This window comes from Vibrio sp. 2033 (genome assembly GCF_033339735.1).
In genome coordinates this window covers 137,898-158,589 of record NZ_JAWOVC010000008.1, presented here as the reverse complement: position 1 = coordinate 158,589, position 20,692 = coordinate 137,898, and the positions used below count along the sequence as shown (strand labels likewise).

General features: G+C 42.0%; 18 protein-coding genes and 1 pseudogene. 7 read left to right on the top strand and 12 right to left on the bottom strand.

What is annotated here, in order from left to right; genetic code table 11:
• Window positions 1-85: 85 nt before the first annotated feature.
• Window positions 86-892, bottom strand: a complete 807-nt coding sequence (locus R7P74_RS13050) for a hypothetical protein (protein ID WP_017789006.1) — start codon at window positions 890-892, stop codon at window positions 86-88.
• Window positions 893-1,381: 489 nt separating this feature from the next.
• Between R7P74_RS13050 and R7P74_RS13045 the strand changes: the two genes are divergently transcribed.
• The 5 genes from R7P74_RS13045 to R7P74_RS13025 all read left to right on the top strand — a co-directional run bounded on the left by R7P74_RS13045 (window position 1,382) and on the right by R7P74_RS13025 (window position 4,505).
• Window positions 1,382-1,768, top strand: a complete 387-nt coding sequence (locus tag R7P74_RS13045) for a hypothetical protein (RefSeq protein WP_017789008.1) — start codon at window positions 1,382-1,384, stop codon at window positions 1,766-1,768.
• On the top strand, window positions 1,758-2,393 hold the full coding sequence (locus R7P74_RS13040; protein WP_318122902.1) for a hypothetical protein: 636 nt from the start codon (window positions 1,758-1,760) through the stop codon (window positions 2,391-2,393). The genes R7P74_RS13045 and R7P74_RS13040 overlap by 11 nt, the downstream gene beginning before the upstream one ends.
• A gap of 171 nt (window positions 2,394-2,564) precedes the next feature.
• On the top strand, window positions 2,565-3,731 hold the full coding sequence (locus R7P74_RS13035; RefSeq protein WP_017789010.1) for a hypothetical protein: 1,167 nt from the start codon (window positions 2,565-2,567) through the stop codon (window positions 3,729-3,731).
• Between the two features lie 2 nt (window positions 3,732-3,733).
• On the top strand, window positions 3,734-4,111 hold the full coding sequence (locus tag R7P74_RS13030; protein WP_318122901.1) for a hypothetical protein: 378 nt from the start codon (window positions 3,734-3,736) through the stop codon (window positions 4,109-4,111).
• A gap of 94 nt (window positions 4,112-4,205) precedes the next feature.
• The gene (locus R7P74_RS13025) at window positions 4,206-4,505 is read left to right on the top strand and encodes a hypothetical protein (protein ID WP_017789012.1); all 300 of its coding nucleotides are present in this window, start codon (window positions 4,206-4,208) and stop codon (window positions 4,503-4,505) included.
• Between the two features lie 237 nt (window positions 4,506-4,742).
• Here R7P74_RS13025 and R7P74_RS13020 read toward each other — a convergent pair.
• The 11 genes and pseudogenes from R7P74_RS13020 to R7P74_RS12970 form a co-directional block, all read right to left on the bottom strand.
• Window positions 4,743-5,240: pseudogene (locus tag R7P74_RS13020) on the bottom strand (IS3 family transposase); the annotation flags it as partial.
• Window positions 5,241-5,354: 114 nt separating this feature from the next.
• Window positions 5,355-5,900, bottom strand: coding sequence for a hypothetical protein (locus R7P74_RS13015; RefSeq protein WP_017789014.1), 546 nt, complete (start codon window positions 5,898-5,900; stop codon window positions 5,355-5,357).
• 1 nt (window position 5,901) lies between these two features.
• Entirely contained in the window at window positions 5,902-6,285 is a 384-nt protein-coding gene (locus tag R7P74_RS13010) for an STAS-like domain-containing protein (protein ID WP_017789015.1), read from the bottom strand.
• Window positions 6,286-6,298: 13 nt separating this feature from the next.
• Window positions 6,299-7,282, bottom strand: a complete 984-nt coding sequence (locus R7P74_RS13005; RefSeq protein WP_318122900.1) for a hypothetical protein — start codon at window positions 7,280-7,282, stop codon at window positions 6,299-6,301.
• Window positions 7,283-8,082: 800 nt separating this feature from the next.
• Window positions 8,083-8,898, bottom strand: a complete 816-nt coding sequence (locus R7P74_RS13000) for a hypothetical protein (RefSeq protein WP_065870253.1) — start codon at window positions 8,896-8,898, stop codon at window positions 8,083-8,085.
• Window positions 8,899-8,909: 11 nt separating this feature from the next.
• A complete protein-coding gene (locus tag R7P74_RS12995) occupies window positions 8,910-9,137 on the bottom strand; it encodes a hypothetical protein (protein ID WP_017789510.1) in 228 nt (75 codons plus the stop codon).
• Window positions 9,138-9,262: 125 nt separating this feature from the next.
• Complete coding sequence (locus R7P74_RS12990; protein WP_237283196.1) at window positions 9,263-10,795, bottom strand: hypothetical protein; 1,533 nt, start codon at window positions 10,793-10,795, stop codon at window positions 9,263-9,265.
• 99 nt (window positions 10,796-10,894) lie between these two features.
• Entirely contained in the window at window positions 10,895-14,008 is a 3,114-nt protein-coding gene (mobF, locus tag R7P74_RS12985; RefSeq protein WP_318122898.1) for a MobF family relaxase, read from the bottom strand.
• On the bottom strand, window positions 14,005-15,981 hold the full coding sequence (locus R7P74_RS12980; protein ID WP_318122897.1) for a type IV secretion system DNA-binding domain-containing protein: 1,977 nt from the start codon (window positions 15,979-15,981) through the stop codon (window positions 14,005-14,007). Before R7P74_RS12980 ends, mobF begins: the two co-directional genes overlap by 4 nt.
• On the bottom strand, window positions 15,968-16,324 hold the full coding sequence (locus R7P74_RS12975) for a hypothetical protein (protein ID WP_025550503.1): 357 nt from the start codon (window positions 16,322-16,324) through the stop codon (window positions 15,968-15,970). The genes R7P74_RS12980 and R7P74_RS12975 overlap by 14 nt, the downstream gene beginning before the upstream one ends.
• Before the next feature lie 11 nt (window positions 16,325-16,335).
• Window positions 16,336-16,557, bottom strand: coding sequence for a hypothetical protein (locus R7P74_RS12970; protein ID WP_258457972.1), 222 nt, complete (start codon window positions 16,555-16,557; stop codon window positions 16,336-16,338).
• Between the two features lie 639 nt (window positions 16,558-17,196).
• Between R7P74_RS12970 and R7P74_RS12965 the strand changes: the two genes are divergently transcribed.
• Both R7P74_RS12965 and R7P74_RS12960 read left to right on the top strand, forming a co-directional pair.
• A complete protein-coding gene (locus R7P74_RS12965; protein WP_318122896.1) occupies window positions 17,197-18,594 on the top strand; it encodes an SIR2 family protein in 1,398 nt (465 codons plus the stop codon).
• Complete coding sequence (locus R7P74_RS12960) at window positions 18,591-20,654, top strand: ATP-binding protein (protein ID WP_318122895.1); 2,064 nt, start codon at window positions 18,591-18,593, stop codon at window positions 20,652-20,654. The genes R7P74_RS12965 and R7P74_RS12960 overlap by 4 nt, the downstream gene beginning before the upstream one ends.
• Window positions 20,655-20,692: the final 38 nt, after the last annotated feature.

Below are 20,692 nucleotides of genomic sequence, written 5' to 3'. Positions count from 1 at the left end.
AGACTTCGGGTTTTTGTACCGCACGTAAAGTCGCTTCCCCCTCAAACTTAACCACGAAACATACTTTAAACCTTCTTTTGGCAATCTATGTCATTGATTTCGTAAACGAATAGCGATTTCTCACAACCCTAACCGCATCACCTGTTGCCAGCTTATCAACCGGTAAGTCGAGAATAACATTGATAATGCCAGCCATAGAATTGTTAGTAAACCTGAACCCGGTTGGGAGTCCATTGGGTTCATCAATAGCTGCATCAAAGGCAAGGACGAAGTTTTTAATATCTGACGCTCTACCTTTTAAAACTGCTTCAGGATACTCAGAATGCAATGGTTCTGGCTGTACACTCTCAAACTCTGCAATAGACCTAACTACATCAGCTCTACTAGGCCAATACTTCAAGTCATACTGATATTGGAGAGAACGTAGCTTGTCCGCAACATGGCTACGAAACAAGTAGTTATCCTCATTGGCTGCAAAAATCATATCTATAGATGATTGATAATCATTTTTACAGAACCCAGAGCGATTATAGATTTCGCTTTGACGCTCCAGAGCATAAGCAAGCTTTGATGCCAAAGCTTCAATCTCAGAGCTAAGGCTATTGAGCTCTACCAATTCATACCGAGCATTTTCAACCTCACCTCTAGAGAAGTCAGAACTTGACCATATCAATTCGAGTAACAACCACACAGAAGAGCACTGTTGCTTACTGGAATAACCAAAGGCCTTAATTATCTCGTCATAGGCAGAACTTAACTCGTTAGCACGCTCAATCATTCTAGACATTGCCGACCAACTACTCATGTAAATTTCTTTTTGCCGATAGTCAGAGAGCTCATCTTTAACGAAAGCTGTGCAAAAAGTCGTTGGGCTTTTCTCAGGTAGTGACATATTACTATTCCTTTTGCTTCTTGTTAGTTGAATGATAACTACCTGTGTTTTTTGTGCCGTATCTGAACAAAGAAAGTTATATCACCTTAAGATCGGTTCTGAAGAAGCTGAGCCTAGAAACTACTACCTAAGTCATTTATTTGAACCAGCTAATACACAACCAGGAAAGTATCTTATGTGTATCATGATACAGGCGTAGCTCTTTTAAGACCTAACTGAATCCTTAATTAAATCAATCATCTAAATCCAGCTTATCTTTCAAGCTCCCTGCATACCAGTAAATCGCGCCAACACAAGCAACTGTAGCTAACAGTCCTGCTAACCAAATCCATAGCTCCATAATCTTCTCTCATATTAGTGGGGGAACTTAGGTCAAAATCTAGCATTTCTTGAGAGCATTTGTCCAAATCGGGCCAATTGACGTGCCTGGATACGCTTTGCATTGCAGCAGAATCATATCGTGCTCAACGACATAAATCGGAGTGTTATATGAAGCTTAATAATATAGAACTGCTAACGCGAGAATTAGCACAACACATTGAAGCTACTTGGATAGTTCAGATCGAGTTTCCAGAGCAAAATGGAAATAAGGGACCCGACGGCGATTTGTTGTGGCCGGAGGTTCTCTTATGCAAGAGCGAAAAGGATGCCATAGATTTGGCTCATTTTCTTAACAAAGCGTCACATGAAGACTTTGAGCGTTTCATGGCTTCAGAGGCCTCAGTTCCGATTGTTATACCAAATAGAAGCGAACATCACTTCGTCATTTCATGTAGAAACATAGAGGCATATCGTTATGCATATCTAATTGAGCCGAGCATAGAAAGTATCTCTCAGGCTGAGATCTTGATGGAGGTCTTTCAATATGAAGACTAGGCTATCGGCAAGATCATGTTTTTTTTTCTGTCTAGTACTGAATGCTATTCCATCTTGGGCTCATGAGATATCAAAGAACCTAGTGATACAAACATCCCCACTTTCATCTTGGAATGACAGCTTTAAAAAAAACAAAAAAGATTGGGAAATACAATTAAAAGTTGGAGGATGGTCTCACCATAAATATAAGTCAGATGTAAAAGTAGATTTTAATCAAAGCCATAATGGGTTAGGGATAGGACTCTACAAAAAGGTTGAAGAATCAAATATTCTTTCAAAAGTTTTTGATGCCTATAGTTATGAATTATTTTACATGAAAGACTCTTTTAGAATGGGGCAGGTTCAAGCATCAACAACTTTATATAAGAGGTTCGATCCTAACCTACCGTTCATGCGAAGAGTTGAGCTAGATTTAATGTTTGGCGTAATGTCTCGGTCTAATGGAATAGCCGACCTTCAAACCGGAGAGATATATTCAAGAGAAAGAATCACTTTTCCATTCGCATTGCCTGGGCTTACATGGTACGTCGATGACATTATGCACTTTGATCTTACCCACATTCCTAGAGTCAAAGGAATTAATAACTTTCCAACAACCTTTGTCCGCGCTGGATTCTCTTTCTAGTGATTTGCTCTCTTGATCGGGTAACAACAAATCCCGAGAAGCGGCAGTAAAGTAGATCATCAGCAAGACTATTTAAATGTCCAAAATGGGCAGTTTCGCATACCTATCCTAACGGCGATCAGAGACAAAATCATTCCATACCCATAATAGAGTGGATGGAGGGGTTTCATCATGAGAATTAAACATATATTGAGCATCGTTGCGATTACGTTAACTCCTTACCCTAGTAGCTCACTGGCTCAGGAAAGCGCTACCGTAGGGCAAAAGTCAACGCAGGAGAAACGTACACAGAAGGAAACTGCAATCAACGATGAAGCCAGTATGGAATTACAACGACAAAAGGGGGCGGAACAACGTGATGGAAAGGAGACACGGAATAGTACCTCAACTTCTGTACGAGACTCGGATGAAACGTCATCTCGGCAGCAAAATCAAACAACTAACCGTCTGGCGGTTAAAACGGCACCTCTTGCAATACTCAATGAACTTTTTACATACATAGAGAAAGGCCGTTCGACTAGAGGGCGAACTGCAAATGTAATAAAGCATTGTGCGCTCGTTACAAAACCAAAAGCACCACAATTTCCAGATCTTGAACCTAAACCCCTAATGACTAGCGTTCAAGCATGCATGGCCTGGAACAAGGAAAAAACTTTGGGACAGTGCCAAGTTGAGTTACATCAAGCAAACTTTAATTGGGCAACAACAGGTATGCCATCCTTCATTCGGGTTCCATCAGAAAGACTCATTGAAGATGGTATATGTTGGGCTCTATATGGCCTTGTTTCCGAAGCAACACTTGAAGAGACCTCCAAGGGAATTCCGCTCAAAGAAAATAGCACCTCTGGAATTAAATTAGCTCTAGCAAACGCAATGAGTAAACAATTGGTGAGAAATGACTTGCCAGATAAGGCTAGAAAAATTGTGGAGAGGCAATTTGGTCAGAACTGTGTAATACCGTCAAGTCGTGGATATCGTTATGAAGGAAAGTACGAGTGGTCCTGCGGCTCATTTTCTGTTGATCCTAAAGCCATCTCTGCCTCAGTTGGTGAATTCACTTTGTTTGGGAGGGGAAACTCTCTATTTGGTGAAACTTGGGAGATGGAAACATCTCAAAGTCAGGATGCCCTCTTTTCAGTATCGACGACTCGCTCAACTTCAAGAGAAGCTTCAACCTCTGAAGCTCAGTATGCAAGCACTGACAACCGCTCATCTAAATCACGCAATTTATCAATGAGAACGTCTGAGCGTTTACAGACAGAAGAAGCATCCAATCTCAGCAACTCCACAGAAACAAGTTTTACAGTATCTCAGCCTGGCATCAAAGGAGGTAACTAAGAATGAAGTCTGTAATTTATGGCATCATCATTGCCTGCCCACTCACTGCGCTTGTTATCTATTTTGCCCTGTCTGGCAGACAGGAAGTACTTATCCAACAGAAAAAGCATGAAGTTCAACAGCAGCTTCGCTCAGAAGAATTTCAGCGTAATTTTTCCAGAGCTTGGTCTGAATTTGACCAACCCAGTCAGCATGAAATGGCTCTCTTGTTATCAGAAGCTGCCGAGAGAGAAGCCCGGATAGAAAAGTTAAAGCAACTTCGCTCAAACATTGAAGCCTTCGACAATGAGTCATTCGGAAACCTTCAGGACGACTTGCGTGAGATGAAGAAAGCTCTACAAGAGCAGCAGCCATCACAAGTTCAAGAGTTACCGAATTAATTTAACCCAAGGGCTTCAGCGACCTCTCGGCCGCCTAGCCCTCCTAAAAAGGAAGAAAAAATGGACACTACTACATTTAAAAGGAAACGAAGCCATGTCAAAAAACCTCATTCTTGCAACAGCTTTGACTGTAACTTTAACTGCATGCACTACAACAGAAGACCTTGCGCAAACCATGACAGTAGTTAGTGGCAGCGCAGGGAACGGCAGCACATGCCTAGTTCTTGTCGATACTACAAAGTACAACAGTAAGCCGAAGCTGAGCGAGGATTTGCTGTATATGCTGAATAACGCAGCATGTGAGCATGAAGGTATACAGAACGTGAGAGTTTGTTCTATCGAATTCCCTTGCCCATCACTGCCAACGCTAGAACCACAGGAAAGTAAATATTAATGGTTCAATTTAAGCTTAAAATGAGGAAATCGCCATCGAAAAGCTACTAGATACCAAGCGATTCCTGTTTTTAAGCTTAGTTTTAGGAAATAGATAACAAGATTGACACTAAAACTCTCAGTTTCCTAACTTTAAGCTTAAAAACGCACCTGCGAACGAAGCTGCCCGAAAAGTTCTCGGGCAGGCTTTACGTTATAACGAGTGACTTACTATGCTATAACGTATTCGCTCGCTTCAGATCCGTTGGGATTGGTCGAGATGCACCTGCTCTTTCTCGATACGCCTCGCACCATCTCGGACTTTGTTTCTGTCAAAGCCTCCTTGACCTTAGTCTCAAGCTCTTGGTGATTAGCCTCGCGTAGAATGAAATTGTGGCCGCGTTTTCTAGTAATAAAAACCACTTCGAGATAGCCCGAACACCTTAGCTTAGCTATACGGACAACACTGAAACACAGCAGGTGGTGTTCTAGCATAAGTTCATAACAATCTACTTTAGCTTTTTCGCGAGGTAACTATATCTAGCTCTTTAGCCTGCTCAACCAATTGTCTTCTGAGCTTGGCGACTTCAGCGACTAGATCTTTTTTTTGACTGTCTTGCACCAACCGTGGAGCTGAAACTCATGCAACCCGAGCTGGTTAGCTGCCTCAGCAACTCTCATTCTCTGCTATCTTCAGGTTTTCTACTTTAAATACAAAAGAATGGATAATACATTTTTCTGGCTTGTAATGGTTCACCTCGTTAGTGGTTGTCTTTCCTTGGCTAAGTAACCCAAATTACTGGTGCGGATTAACGCTTACCAAAAGAATGAAGGAGCCAATTGGCTCCTTCATTCTTTTATTCCTCGATGATTAGCTAACGAACTGGTAGGCTAAACAGAGTTTTTTGTATTGCAAATTCAACATTGCAAGACGATTCTCTTCAGTTAAATCACCCTCATCGTCAGTAAGTGTCTGGCGTATGGTTGAAGCGTGATCATCAATATCAAAATTCGCATAATGATTTGAACTTGCTGCGTGTGATTGAGGTACCAACCAGCTCCGAACAAACTCTTTAATACCACGAAAGGATTCATGCTCTAACAGAAGCTTCAACTTTGAACTCGGAACACTAAAAGCTCTTATATGCATGAAGTAAGATACCCGATAAGACTCGTACAACTTATCAAGCTCTTGCACAGAGACTATATATGTCTGCATTTTTACAAAGTCTTCGCCCATCGGTTTCAAGGGTAATTCGCAATCATCACTAGAACAAGAAACAATGAGGTCATGCAGCTTTGAACGCAATTCTTTTATCTCTTGATTAATCAGGGTGCGCGCACTGTTCTTGGCGTTTAAGCGAGCTGTGAAGTACCAACCAGCAATTGCTATAGTAAAAGCGATCCACCAAGTCATCTTACGCACCCTTTAACTGTTCGGTTTGACGCAAAATATAGTCTCTAATCTCATTCTTTACAGATGGATCATCATTGGAAACCAAATTGTTCTTAATGAAGTTAATCATTTCAACAGTAATAAAAGAGTGTTTAACCACAGGGTCGCCATTTGGGTGCTCCGTAGCAGGGTGTTCGGGCATTGCACGCACGACTCCACCAAAGATTTCTTCTAAGAACGACGAGCCATAACCGAGAACCCCATCTAGATTAACAACGACCTCAGGATCCTGTTTTAGTTTCTTTATCAAATATTCTTCACGAAACTCTTCCCCACTATTTGAACCAAGTTTTATGTACCTTGGACCTGGGTACTTTGTGAAGTCAGTAACATTCAATTTCAACATGTAATTACTCATTTTAATCTTTTAGTGGGATAGACATGGAAATTAGGGTTCCATTTAGGCCTATATCAAAGTCTTTAGGCTGTACGACTAAATCGCCAGAGTTTGATGCATCGAGCAACAATGATCCCGTCCCTGACATAACCAAAAGCTTACCGCCCAGTCCTTTGATGGCATTTTTTAGGTCTACACCACCCCAGCCACGGTAATCATGCTTTTTATGTCGACTTTTTCTGTCACGAACATTTCGAATGTTAATCATACCTTCCAAATATTCACTATCTTTAGATGAAAACAACTTGTTCTTGTTGAACATTCGTTCCCATCGTTTGATGACTTCCCATGAGTTTTTTGCCTTTCCGTTGTCTAAAGTGTAGCGGATACCTACACCTAAATCACCAACTACAACAACAAGACGATCTTCGATAATCGCGAATAGACAGCGTGTTTTGTTAAAGGTTAGCCCTTTAGCAGCCATAAACAGCTCATCGTATGCATGTTCAGGGCAGTTATTAACAGCCTCAATCAGTATCTTGTATATCTGCCTAACTTGCTCGTTAGACACCGTTGGCATTTTTTTACAAACACTTTTAAGAATTTCACCCACCAGAGTTGAATCACTATTGGTGAATGAGTCTGTTGCCCACACGCTCACTTGGGGAGGCGGCAGTGTATGACAAAGAGGAGCCTTAGGGCTACCTAATTGTTTGTATAACCCCAAGTGGTTAAATATATGATTAGGCTGAATGGTGCTAATGTTTGTTCCAGTGTGACCCTTAATTTTGTTCGGGTACTTTATTTTGAACTGCACAGTCGGGTATAGTTCCTGAAACATCTCAAGATAAGAAAATAAAAAGGCACAACCAGTCGGATCAACCTTTTCTACGTTCTCAAGTCTTAAGCACACTTCTCCTCGAAAGCCCTCATTCTCTGGTTTAGCCAAGAATGTGCAAATGGAATCAAAAAAACTCAACACTTTAGCCCTATCGTCTTCAAACACATGACCTACTGTTAGCATCTTTGCATTGAGCTTAAACTTTACTGGCTTTGGCTTCGCGTAACTAGGCGTATAAGTTCGTGCTTTTTTAACATGAACTCTCGAGCACGATTGCTTTCGCGTTTTTAACTTTCGAGATTTACGCTTAAATTTTGTGTATTTGGAATAAACTTTCCTAGACCAACGCTGCTTTTTGACCTTGTGGTCCTTTGATTTCATAAAACCTACCTTGGGGTTTGACGCTCGATTTATTTGATCAATAAAGAAGTATCAATAGTAAACTAAGTGCTTAACAGAAAGCTAGAAAGCCTGTTTGATACGTTGCTCTTGTTTCAACGTCTAAGCTATCAGATTGACTACCGAGAGGTGCTTTTCTATTCCTTCAGCTAAATAACGAGTAAAGAAGCTAGTTCGCTCCCCTTTAACGTCTTAAAAGCATAGGCTTTGAGGAGAGGTAGAGGTGTATAATACAGGTTCGAACTTAGAAGTTACCCTTCCAATAGATAGAAAGTTAGTAAGCCTTACGCTTCTTAGCATACCGCTCATAACGTAAGCCTTAAATAGACTGTGCTAAATATCTATTTTTAAACTGCTTTGGTCACTTTTGTTAAACAAACTACCACAAACAGTGTTTGTGGTAAGTTTTTTACCACAACTTACCACAAATAAAAAACGCCTAGAATTTAACTACCCTAGGCGTCCTTAAGTAAGCATCCAGAAATAGAAGTAAAACGACTCGTGACTCTTCTGGCAAGCATCTATGTACCATTACGTCTAAGTGCGTTTCTAGGCGTAATAGTGTTTCAGCGTTCGATGGATTTACTCTTATCACGCTCTTTCACTTGATCACTGTTCAACTGATTCTGAGTTCTTGCTTCTGCTTCATGACGGAGTTTTTCTCTAGACTGAGCCTGGAAGATAATTTTTTGATGTTCTGGCCTAGGTTCATACAAGCCGTATTCTTTTTTAGCAGTCGAAGATAGATTGTTATAAGCATTAACAATCAACTTATCAGCCTCTTTCTGCTGTCCACGTTGTTCCAATTGTTGTGCTTTTCCAATCGCTTGAGACATCTGTTCATGGCGCTGTTCTAATTTGGTATCCTGATGAAGGCGAGATAACTCAACTCCCAAGACCTTTGTCATTTTTCCAATATCTTTTTTTAGTTGATGCGCTTCTTGTTGTTGCTTATCCTTATCTGACTCAAAAAATATTTTTTGAACAGCTTTTGCAGCTATCCAGACTAAAGCACCTGCCGCTTCAGTGAAAATATCATTCTCTAAATATCCTCTCTGATAGTTCGATAGAGTCTTGGATAACCAGTTATCTTGACTTGGCTTCTCATACCCTAGGCTTTCTACCTTTTTGGCAAGCATTTGAACAGAATCCACTATTTTCACCTGCTGCTGAGAAAGCCTCCTATATTGTTCATTCATATGACTAAAATTAAAAACGCTAGTTTTAATATGTTCATCATTTGATGTATGGTTGTTTATGGTTTTAACCGCTAATTTGGCCGAGTTTTCGAGCGTAGAAACCAACTTGTTAGGCTCAGAAGCATCAACTTTACTAAGCTCTTGATAAATTGCTGTAACTTTTGCTTTTTCATTGAGTTCCATACCACTCCCCTTTAATAATGATGTTTTATATGCAGATTCCCATTAACCCATTCTGCACTTATAAAATTATTTGATTCCAAAATATGCTCAAAATGACTAGCCGACACTGCTATATCTACATGGAAGCGTTCAAACTCAGCTTGATATGACTCCATTTCAGCTACAAGACTGGATAGTTGATGACGCAAATCTGATGCAGAGTCTTCCCTAAATAACTTCTTAAAAATTCCAGTAATCATTGAGTGCCTCCCGGATGTTCTAAATCCTATTCTTTCAGAGCATGGACCAATAGATAGCACGTCAAATCGCCCAATTGAGACAAAAAAGGAGCCCAAGAGGCTCCTAAATTAGTAATGAAAGAGTTTCAATACTTGTGTTCACCAGCTTCTATTTGCTTTCGTGTGAAGACTGTTGGGCAGCGTGACAAGTCTGGTTGACCGTAGCCGTTTTCAGCCTCTGCACTGCTACATATATAAGCATCCAATCTACCAGCAGCTTGCGTCATGCTCTCCTTATTCCTCATTGATAAACTTGCCTTTTCCAAGTAATCACAAGCAGGGTAGGACCATGTCGCTAAACTAGAATGGGATGCCGCGTATGTCGAACAGGTTTCTTTCTCTCTTACTCGCTCGGTATAACTTGCAACACCACTTCCTTTTTTAAGGTTCCTTGTCTGAAAAATAGAATAATTTTGGTAAGGACCAGGGTAGCTCCAATAAGGCACCGAATAGCTATTGAATGCTGGAGAATAAACCGACATAAATCTACGAAGCCCTTCACTTTCGCCAGCCACATAGTCAGCTACACGCTTCCAGTTACCATCCGTCCAATTCAAGCAGTGATAGCCTCTATCCCGTTGACGAGGTTGTGCACCCAGAGCAATTGCTATTTCGTCGATTTCGATACCACTATCGTTATTATTTCCTGCTATTGTCTCTGCACCAAACGCTGCACACATTCCACCGACATGCATTACCGATATCACATTCGCTCGGGAAATTCTGAAAGGCCGAATATCGAAAGCATCAAAGTATCCCGTTCTTTGATAGTTATAGAAATTAGATGCAATCATATTCATGACCCCAGATCGGGATTGAATATCCACCAAGTCATGAGCCATTTTGAGCGCAGATTCCCACCCAACTCGCGGAGCACTCGCAGCTATCAAGCTACCTATAACATCATTATCATGAGCCGAAATGGTATAATGAACGAAGGATACCGGAGTAGGAACCGAGCAGCCTTCATAGTATTGGTTGAAGGCTAGAGCTTTCATATTTTCTGGTGCGGTTTTATTGTATTTGACTAGAAAACTTTCCAAATCCAGCTCTTGGCCGTTTTCCGTACATTCCACACCTCCATTAATCAAGCAACGCTCATACAACTCAGCCTGTATTCCAAAAGAAGCAACATTACTTCGAGCATAGCGGTTGATATAAGCATGAGCAGAACGCAGTTGACCAGAATCATCGAAACAATCCGAAAACGAATATTTCATAGCCAGATCAGCTTTCTCAGAATATCGCTCTTTTTTTGAAAAGTTTATCGTCCTTGCTTCTTTTCGTCTCTTATCATTAGCGATACGAATAGAATCCAAAGCTTTCTTTTGATTTCTTGGGTCTAGCAAGTCTTCCGTCCAAAGATTAAACATTTGCCATTCAGCCCCTAACTCGGCAACCATCTTAGCTGCCGAATTGAACGAAGCATCACTACCAAAGTCTTCCAACTTGTACCCAACAGCCTTCATATTATCCAGTGCAGCTTGAACATCAGGCTCCACTTCATCGTTTGTTTGAGTTGCCGTATCTGACAGAATGTTACTTGTGTTATCAGAGGTAGTCGTAGAACACCCCACTAATAAAGCAACCGTAATTATTGGCAAAAAAAACACTTTCACGTTGATATCTCCATTCACGTTTTATGTTCATTCCATTTTGAAATAAGAGAGCAGCCTAAGCAGCACGCCAAAATGACTAATTTGGACAACAGACAGTTATTATCTTGTTAAAGTGCGCTCTATATCACCTCTTGCTGTCTCTTTACCTTGGTCTCTATCAGGTGAATGCTCTGGCAAAACTTCTCGATCTGTTGTTTGATGCCATAGCTTTTCTAACAAATGGTCAAGCCGTTCCAATGGTTGGTAGCGGCTTTCTTTAGCAGCCTGCTTCTGCCCTGAGCGCTGCTCAACAGCCCTAATAAGTCCCTCTTTAGAGTTGGTGTAGAGATACACGCGGTCCTTTGCTCTCGATATTTGCACGTAGAACTGCTCTGTGTTCAATAATGCATCTCGGTTCGCTTCAGCATGAACAAATACATTTTGAGCAGTCTTACCTTGAGCTGCATGGACAGTCATTGCGTATCCATAATCCCAATGAGAATTCGCCATTGTGGACATATCAAACTCACTGAGTTTCCCATTTGAAAGCCTGAAGGTTACGTTCGTGGATTCTATTTTCTCAACTATGGCCGTGTCGTTGTTTAATCGCCCAGAAGTTTTATCATTATCACGCCATACGATCTTCTCGCCAACGGCGAGGCCACTTTTAGTCAAATTAAACAACTGAATATTCTTGGCAGCATAGCGTTCAGGTGAAAATCGAATCGGTTCGGACTGTTCATTGCTCCCAAACTTCTTGAGTAAGATATCGTGACTCTCTCGGCCAACGATCTCGTAATACAAGCCCTGCTTGATACCCTCACGTTTGAAGCTACGGGCAAATCGGACGATTTGTCCATTTTGATACGATGTCACCACACGTCTTTCAGCTTCGGTTGTATCGACTGGTGATAGTTGGTTAGTTTGAATCTCTTCGCTCAAAGCGCCTTCTCTTTTTAGGGCGTCGCGAACTAACTTATTAGTGCTCCTCCTACCCTCGCGGCTTGGTTCAAGGATAATACTTTTAGTTCGCTCATCTGGCGAAAGACCCATATAGTCTTTCACTAGCTCTTGCCTACGAATCTCTCCACTTTTTACATTATCAATTCTTCCGTTTTGTTTATGGTGAACCAGTTCCTTAATGGTACTACCACTTTCTTGTAATCGAGCTAAGGCATCTGAAGCCCTTTTCATTAAAGAGAGATACACCGCATCCCTCGTACCTCGATTAGTCTGTCGAACGATCTCTTCTAGTCGATAGGTTTCCATACCATGAGCCTGAAGCTGACGAAAAGCAGCCCCAGCCTCCACAGAGGCAAGCTGGCGAACGTCTCCAGTTAATACAACTCTAGCTCCCACCTGGCTAGCTCTTTGAAGTAGATCGTGCATCAGCTTTGTACCAACCATCGATGCCTCATCAACAATCCAAAGTTGAGGGGATCGTTGCAATCCCTTCGTTAATTCTTCACGCTGACTCTTTAACTCGGCTTTTTCACAACAAAGCTCATCAATTCTCTTTTGATAAATGGGAGAAGTTTCGGGGATCTGAGTACCTGTTTTGAGGTCTACTCCAGGGCTTTTTAGTGCATTGATGATACGCTCCAGCCGCCTGTCAATTTTCTCTATTTGTGAGAGCAGCCTTTTTTCTTCTACCCATTCGTTGCGGCTTCGACCTAGAAAACTTTGAATTGTACTAGAAGAAATATTCGCGCCCTCGGATAGACTCTGAGCTGCCGAGTTGGTTGGAGCAAGACCTTTTACTTCGTATCCCATATCTCGTGCTGTATTGGCAATTGTGCTGAGTACGCTGTTTGTTTTAGCAGTACCAGCGAGCCCTTGCACTCCGACGATCCTGTTCTCAGAGAGCAAAATCCCCTCTGTGGCTTTTCTTTGGTCAGTATTCCATTCATATCCAATTTCGTTTGCCTTCTCCTCGGCATTGGAAATAGCCTCAACCGCCTGCTCTCGGCTGCAAAGCCTCTGAACTCGGTCTCGACCTAGATATTCCTCTCTAAGAAGCTCATCCTCAATGGCGATGGCTGCGTGCGATGTATATCCTCGAACATCAACCTCTTGCTTACTGACCTTATCAAAAGTTCTAACCGACTTCTCTATGAGCTGACCACTGCCAATTGCAGCATCAATCGCATTATTTACATCAGAAAGTAGTACTCGCGATCCAGCATAGCGGCTAGCCTCTTTGACTAGATCGTGATGAGTCCAAGATGTATCACGCTCTCCAAGGTGTTCAGTCGCCCACATGACGGCTTCGTTGGCTAATTGAACCCGTGCCAAAATCGCCTCGGATTGCAACTCCAGAGATGGGATTTTTTCCCGAGACTGAGCGATAACCTCTTCCAATTCTTCCAACTTCTCTTTCCCCAATTCGGCATGCCAGCGATTCAGAAGCTCACCTCGCTCAGCGGCAACCTTTCGATCCCGCGTGTCGAGCGTGGCGGTCTCCTTTTCCACAGCCGTGGCCGTCTCACGAGTCTTTCCCCTAGTCTCCAGCGCATCTCCGATTGCCTCTGATCGTTTCGAAAGTTCACGCACAGTCTCTTTACTTACCCCAGCAACTTCCCAGGTCCCATCTTTACCCTGGTGCTCTAGTCGAAAGCCCAGAGAACCAACCTCTTGAGCGAGAGATTGACGGTAGACCAGACCAAGATGCTTTTGGTCAATGAAGATTGGTTTATTCTCCGTTGAGCGCCACTGGCCGTCATTTCGCTGTGTTAAGTTCATTACCACGCAGTGTGTGTGAAGCTGAGGATCAAGGGCACGACTGGTTGTGTGTTTGAAAGTGGCTGCGACCAGCGAACCTGTTTTCTCATATTCAACGGTATCCTTAGTACGGTTGCGATTCCTTGTGACAATATATTCGCTCTCTATATATTGAAGTACCGCTTGGACAGCCCGGTCATGGGCTTCGAGAAGCCGTTTGTCGCCTGCTACCTCTGCCAGAATAGAAACACTCTTAGGTGCCGAAAACGTAAGGTCGGTTCCTGGTTGGTGTTTCCATTCGCCGTCACGGAAAGTGCCGACCTGTTGTCCGTCAGGGAGCCGTCCCTCCAAAAGTGATTTAAAGGTTTCTCTATCCACCTCACCAGCAAGGCCAAGAGTCTTAGAACCAGAACCTATCCATGTGGAAGGAGATAGTCCGTCTACATAGTAGTCATCATGCTCAAAGTAATGACCGGCAGCTCCGGCATTTTTAATAGAAGACGCAGACATCATGATTTTTTGCCTCCTTTTCCAAGCAGACCAAATACCAAATCATCATCCACTCCATCCGTACCCAACACTGAATGTACTTCCTGTTCTATATCACTTAGGGCTGGTAATTGCCCTTTAGACCCCTCAGTACCATGCTTATTGGAAAGTTCTTTCGGAACTAAGTCAGTATCAGCTTCCATTTTCATTGCTCTTGCAGCATTGAGCAGACGCATACCAACCGTCTCATTCTCATCACCTTGAATAAAACCGTCAGCGATCTTCGGAAGTCTCAAGAAAGGAATATCAATACGCGCTTTACTCTCTACGCCCCAAATTTTGGCAAAACAAGACAAATCTGGCAGGTCCATGATTTCACTGGGAAGAACAATTTTTCGGCTTTGGCGTTTGGAACTGACCCGGACGCCATCTCGAATGTCATCGGCGGAGTAGTTTAAGTCTTCATCAACTTCCTCACGTTCAGCTTCACCAAGTACTTTGGAGACCCACTCAGCAGTGTCGGCATTATTCAAACGAAAATGAAACTGTGTGGAGCACAGGCCAAGTATGGTTTTAGAGGTGTTTTTCCCGAACTCTTCCTCTAATTGGTTTATTTCCTGAATACCCAAAACAACAGCCGCACCGAAGCCCCGCCCTTCGGCCATCAACATTGAAAGAGCAGGAATCTTTTTGAGGCTTGGTAGCTCATCGACAACAATCCAAAGAGTCCGCTCGTTATTAACCCCGCGTGCCATCAACCCTTTGGCCGCAGCTTGTATCCAGGTCGAGATAAGAGGTTTCTGTATTTCTATTTCAGATTCTCGTACTGGTAAGAATAACCAACTATCATCGGCATTAGGTTCATCGCCTTCTACTATCCAATCCCTTATAGAAAAGAATCCCTTTTTATTCTCTTCTTTCAACAGGCGAAGTGGACGAACACCATCTACGATGGTTGAACGGATACTTTCGAGAGTTCTCTCGTTATCTTCATTGAAATATGTCTCTGCTGGAGTACCTGCAACCAGCTCTTTGAGTAACTCAAGATCATTCCACGCTGTCGCCCGAAGAAGTGAAAGCAATGACTTCGGTCCGTCTAGATATAAATTCTGAAGTGCGGCAGAAACAACTGCTCTGGCAGCGGATGTAAAGAATTTCTCAGAACCGCTATTACTATTAGAACTAGGTAAAAGTGTCTCAGATATCCAGTCTGCATCAAATGGTGACTCCATTTCTTCCCATGGAGTCCATTGGTGTGAGCGGCTATCTGCCGGATTGAGTATGTGATCAACTCCGTCCCGGTAGAACATCTCTACGAACTCGCCTTTCTTGTCATATACCACGGCTCGGTCTCCACGAGCGCGAATGGCTTTAAGCAAATGAGTTAGTGCTGTAGATTTACCAGCCCCGGTGGTGCCACTAATCAAGGTATGCTTTTTTGAAAATCCTGTGGGTATAGGGAAATCGCCGAGGGTTAAATCAGAAACACCATGCTTTTCTACGATTTCACCTTTTAACTTTTCGGCTGAAACAAGTTTCGCCCCTCGAATATATTTGTCTTCTTTGATTTCCTTACCTCGTTTAACGGCCTTAACAACAAGATAAACACCAATAGGCAAGTACAATACAAAGAGCGAACTGAAAGCCCATCCAAAGGATTTGAGAAGATTAACAGCAGCTTCCTGGAATAGTGGCTCATTTATCACCACAGAGGATGGCAGAGAGTCGCGCCCATCTAGGGCAACACAGGTTCCTATAGCCAGGCTTGAAAATGGTTGTACTAGTGCCTTCAATTGTGCCCAAAGATATGTACTAGCGTTTTGCAAGACACATTTATCGGCGTCTATCCCGATGTATAACAGGCCACCGACAATCGCCAACAAAACACCAGGCAGAAAGATCCAAATTCCGCTGAATAACAACATCTGCTGGCTATGAAGCCATGTGTCCGCACCACGAACAAAGTCACCGACTCGACCTTTTCTAATCGTTGCCATTATCGTCCCCTCCAATAAAGTGAGAACGCAGAGCATTTGTGCGCGCTGAAATGACCTGTTTAGCCTCAGCCATTTCATCCTCAGAGCAGGTCTTTTTGAGCAGAAAGTCTGTCGTTGCCACGTTGATCGACAGCAAGTTAATTAGCTGCTGATAAATCTCCTTCTGATCCACTTGTACGTTTCTGATTTCGTGCAGTGTTGAGTCATTATTTAATGCCTGCTCAATCAAAGACACAGCCGTTTTACTAACCGTTTGTCCTGATTCTTTAGCTAATTCCTTCAACAATATATGTACTTGTCTGGGTGGATATATTTGTACGCGATACGCCTTAGAAACTCCCATTATAGTCCCCCTTATCCCTGATTCTCTTGTGTGTAACTCCCTTGCAACTCTGCATGTGCAGAGGCGCAGGGAGTCCCCTCAGAAGGCGCTACTGCGCCGGATGAGACAGACCACTCGCGGTGAGTGGGGTGTGGAGAAAAATCCGGGCAAAGCACGGAATTTTCTTGTGCTAATTTGGGGTCCCCGCTCGATAGAGTGGGGTGACTGGCTTCTGCGATTCGAAGAAAAGACATAGCCAATTTCCGTGTCTCATACTCATGGTTTCTCCTTGCCATAAACATCAGGCCGTTGGCGATCGATGTGATAGCTTGCTCTACAGAATTTGAATCAGATGCATTCTCAAGGATTGAGAGAATTAAAGCGCCAGAACATTGCTGACATTGTCGAGGGTGAAGTTTCATTCATTATCTCCTGAGTAATCGTCTCAGTGAGATTCTGGCCTGTAGTCGTTTGAACTTCGGCACGCAAAACTGCCCAATTTGGACAAATAAAAACAGGGTTCAAACTAGCAGACATCATCTAAAAGCAATCTAAAGATTGCTTTTAGATTTGAGGCACCAGAAGCCATTCATGATAATCATCAAAAAGTGCTCTATTGGTAGTGTTTCGATAGAGTTTCGAAAGTTACAGATACCCCTTCCTCTTTGAACTCATCAGAAGACCACCTGTTGAGATTGTTTCAGTGGCTTTTTAGGTGAGCAATGAATGTCGAATTTTCTTGTTCCTTCAAAAATAAGCAAACAGTTTTGTCCTGCTCGATTGATCATTCTCTAACTAGGATATGTGCATCTCTGTTAGTATGAAGATTGCTAGTAGGTGGATGACGTTTTAGTGTTAGTCTCCATTATGTCGGTCCATACGGAGGTGTAAAATTGAGTCAGTACATAAAGGTAGGAGATGATCATTCTCCAATACAACTAAAAAAGAATGGTACCACTGATACATTTCAACTTGATGGGAGCTGTAGTTGGGCAAAGTCAGATGACGAAATTACACCTGATTTTCTTCGTTCTCGGATAGAACCATGGTTAACTGCACTTTTTCAGTCTGAACACCTTAACTTACTAGTTGGGGCTGGACTCAGTACCGCAATTCAACAGTCAGCGACTGGCTCTACCCCTCAAGGCATGGGTTGGATCAAAGACCTAAAAATATATAAACCAGAAATAGATGCTTATGTTGAAAAAACTGCAAAAGCTGCGGGAAGAGAAGAAGGGAACATTGAAGATCAGATACGCTCTCTTAATGAGTTAATAAAAGGATTAGAAATTTTAACCGTATTAAATCCAGATCCAATTGCTCCGCCTCCTCCACCCAACCCAGTATATAGAAATTTAGTGGCTGAATTGGAGACATTACGAACGGAATTATCTCGCTGCTTAGAGCTTTTTGCACAATCTATCAGCTCTGGCGAAAAACTGATTCGAAACTCTGATACAAAGTTGAAAACAGAAACGTTTAACTACCTAGTGAACTTTCTAATGAGCTTTTCTAGCCGTACTGCCACACGAGACAGGCTACATATATTCACCACGAATTATGATCGAATCATTGAAACTGGTGCAGAGTTGGCAGGGCTTAGATTGATAGACAGATTTGTTGGTAATATTGCCCCTATTTTTCGTTCGTCTCGTTTAGAAGTTGATTATCATTACAACCCTCCTGGAATAAGAGGAGAACCAAGGTATCTAGAGGGAGTAGCTAGATTTACTAAATTACATGGTTCATTGGATTGGTATGAAAATGAAGGAACAATAAGACGATTTGGTTTGCCATTTGGTGCAGAATCAGTTGCTCCTTTTTTACAGACAGAAGGAACAGGTGAAGTTAACTACAAACAACTAATGATCTACCCAAACTCTGTCAAAGACCGCGAAACCTCAGAATATCCCTATGTTGAATTGTTTAGAGATCTAGCATCAGCAACATGTAGACCTAATAGTACGCTTGTAACTTATGGGTATAGCTTTGGCGATGAGCATATAAATCGTGTATTGCTTGATATGCTTACAATTCCGTCGGCTCACATCGTAATTATTGCCTATGGTGATCCTCTCGGGAGAATAATGGATTTCATAAATAATTGTGGTCGAAAAGCTCAAATAACTCTTTTATTAGGTGATCATTTCGGCGATCTTAAAACGCTTGTTGATTACTATTTACCCAAAGCAGCAATAGATCGTACATCTATTCGCATGACAGAGCTTCTTAAGTCTAGAGGATTAAATCCAGCTATAAATCAAGCGACTTCAGACGGAGGTGAGAAATGAGTTCAATGCCTATAGAACAAGGAGAGCAATTACGAGTTGGTACAGTAGATTTTGTCTCGCCTAACGAAATCAGAGCCTTACTTGACAATGACTCACCAGACTCAGTTGCTCTAAACGCAGGAACGCCAAGAAATTTTCCTAGGGTTAATAGCTATGTTCTAGTTTCATGTGATAGTGGTTTTTTAGTTGGCCAAATAGAATGGCTTGCAGTTGAACAATCCTCTTACTTTAAGCAAAGAGATATTCAGGACTTTGGCCTTGTAAATTTACCTTATCCTCAAAAGAAGATCAGTTTGAACCCTATTGGTACTCTTAAGCGAGTTTCAAACGGTGGTATTGATTCCTTTAAGTTTAACCGAGGAACAGAAACATTCCCCTCGATGGGTGCAGCAGTACTTCTGCCAACAGACTTGCAATTAAAATCGATAGTGGAATCTGGAAATAATCGAAGAGTAGTTATAGGGAAAAGCCCACTTGCAAATAATGCAAATGTAGCAATAGACCCAGATCGATTATTTGGAAGGCATATTGCTGTTCTAGGTAACACAGGAAGCGGAAAGTCATGCTCAGTAGCAGGGCTTATTCAATGGTCACTAGAATCTGTTTTAAGAACTGAAAGTAAACCCAATGCTAGATTTATCATTCTCGACCCCAATGGAGAATATAATCGAGCTTTTGGACCTGATACAAAGTTTAGAGGGCGTATATTTAAAGTTGAAGCCAACGAAAAAGAGCACCAACTAAAGGTGCCATCTTGGTTTTGGAATAGTTCTGAATGGGCTTCATTTACACAAGCGAGTCCCAAAGCACAGCTTCCATTGCTAAAGCGCTCATTGAGGGCAATGCGGAATGAAAACTTTGAGCTTGAAACAGATTCAAATCTTGAAGTTAAGCGGTTTCTAGGTAATGTCCTTATAACTTTGAAACATGATAAAAGCTCAGGCAAACCATTTGGAGGGTATGGTCCAGCAAAAGGCTTCAATGAATTGATGGCAAAATGGATAGAGAGCTTCGAAACATATCGAGATATGCTGGGAAATAGTAAGCTTACAAATGTTATCTCCGTTATGTCTGACTATAGAAAAAATAGAAGCGAAAAATATGCGACTATGCAGGCAACAGTATCTGAAATTGACAATATTATTGAAAAGGTAACTGCTGCATTTCAAGATTTTGGTGGGAAAGAATATGATCTATTGCCAAAAAGTGAAGATATACCATTACCATTTGAAGGGAGTAATTTCGTCGCGTACTTAGAGGCCTTAGCTCAAGAGAATGGTAGTGAGCAATACGTAGAGTACCTAGTCGCAAGAATTCGAACTATGCTCTCTGATACTCGAATGAAGCCGATCACCAATGATGCTGAACAGCGTGTTGATTTATCTGAGTGGCTGGAAAGCTATATTGGTGGTGATACTTCAGAAGATGAACATAGTTGTGTTTCTGTTATAGATCTTTCTTTAGTTCCTAATGAAATAACCCATTTAGTTACTGCGGTTATTTCTAGAGTTATTTTTGAATCATTACAACGATATAGAAGAATAAATAATAAGTCTTTACCAACAGTCTTAGTAGCCGAAGAAGCTCATACTTTCATCAAGAGGTATCGTGACGATGCCGAAAATCAAGATGTAGCGGCAGTATGTTGTCAAGTATTTGAAAAGATAGCTCGTGAAGGAAGGAAATTTGGCTTAGGCATGGTTATTTCTTCTCAAAGACCTTCAGAACTGTCACCTACAGTCTTGTCTCAATGTAATTCTTTCTTATTGCACAGAATTAGTAACGATAGAGACCAAGAACAAGTTCATAAAATGGTACCTGACAACTTAAGGGGGCTGCTACGTGAACTGCCATCATTACCTTCACAACATGCTATTCTTATGGGATGGGCGTCTGAGCTTCCAGTATTAGTAAAAATGAATAACTTGTCGAAATTACAGCAGCCACATTCTGACGACCCAGATTTTTGGGATGTTTGGACTAAAACAGATTCGCAAGGCAATCCCGTTGAACGTAAGACAGACTGGAAGAAAATTGTCGATGAATGGCAGCAGAGATAACAAGATTGCAACGTATTTTTATAACTCCAGCCAACAGA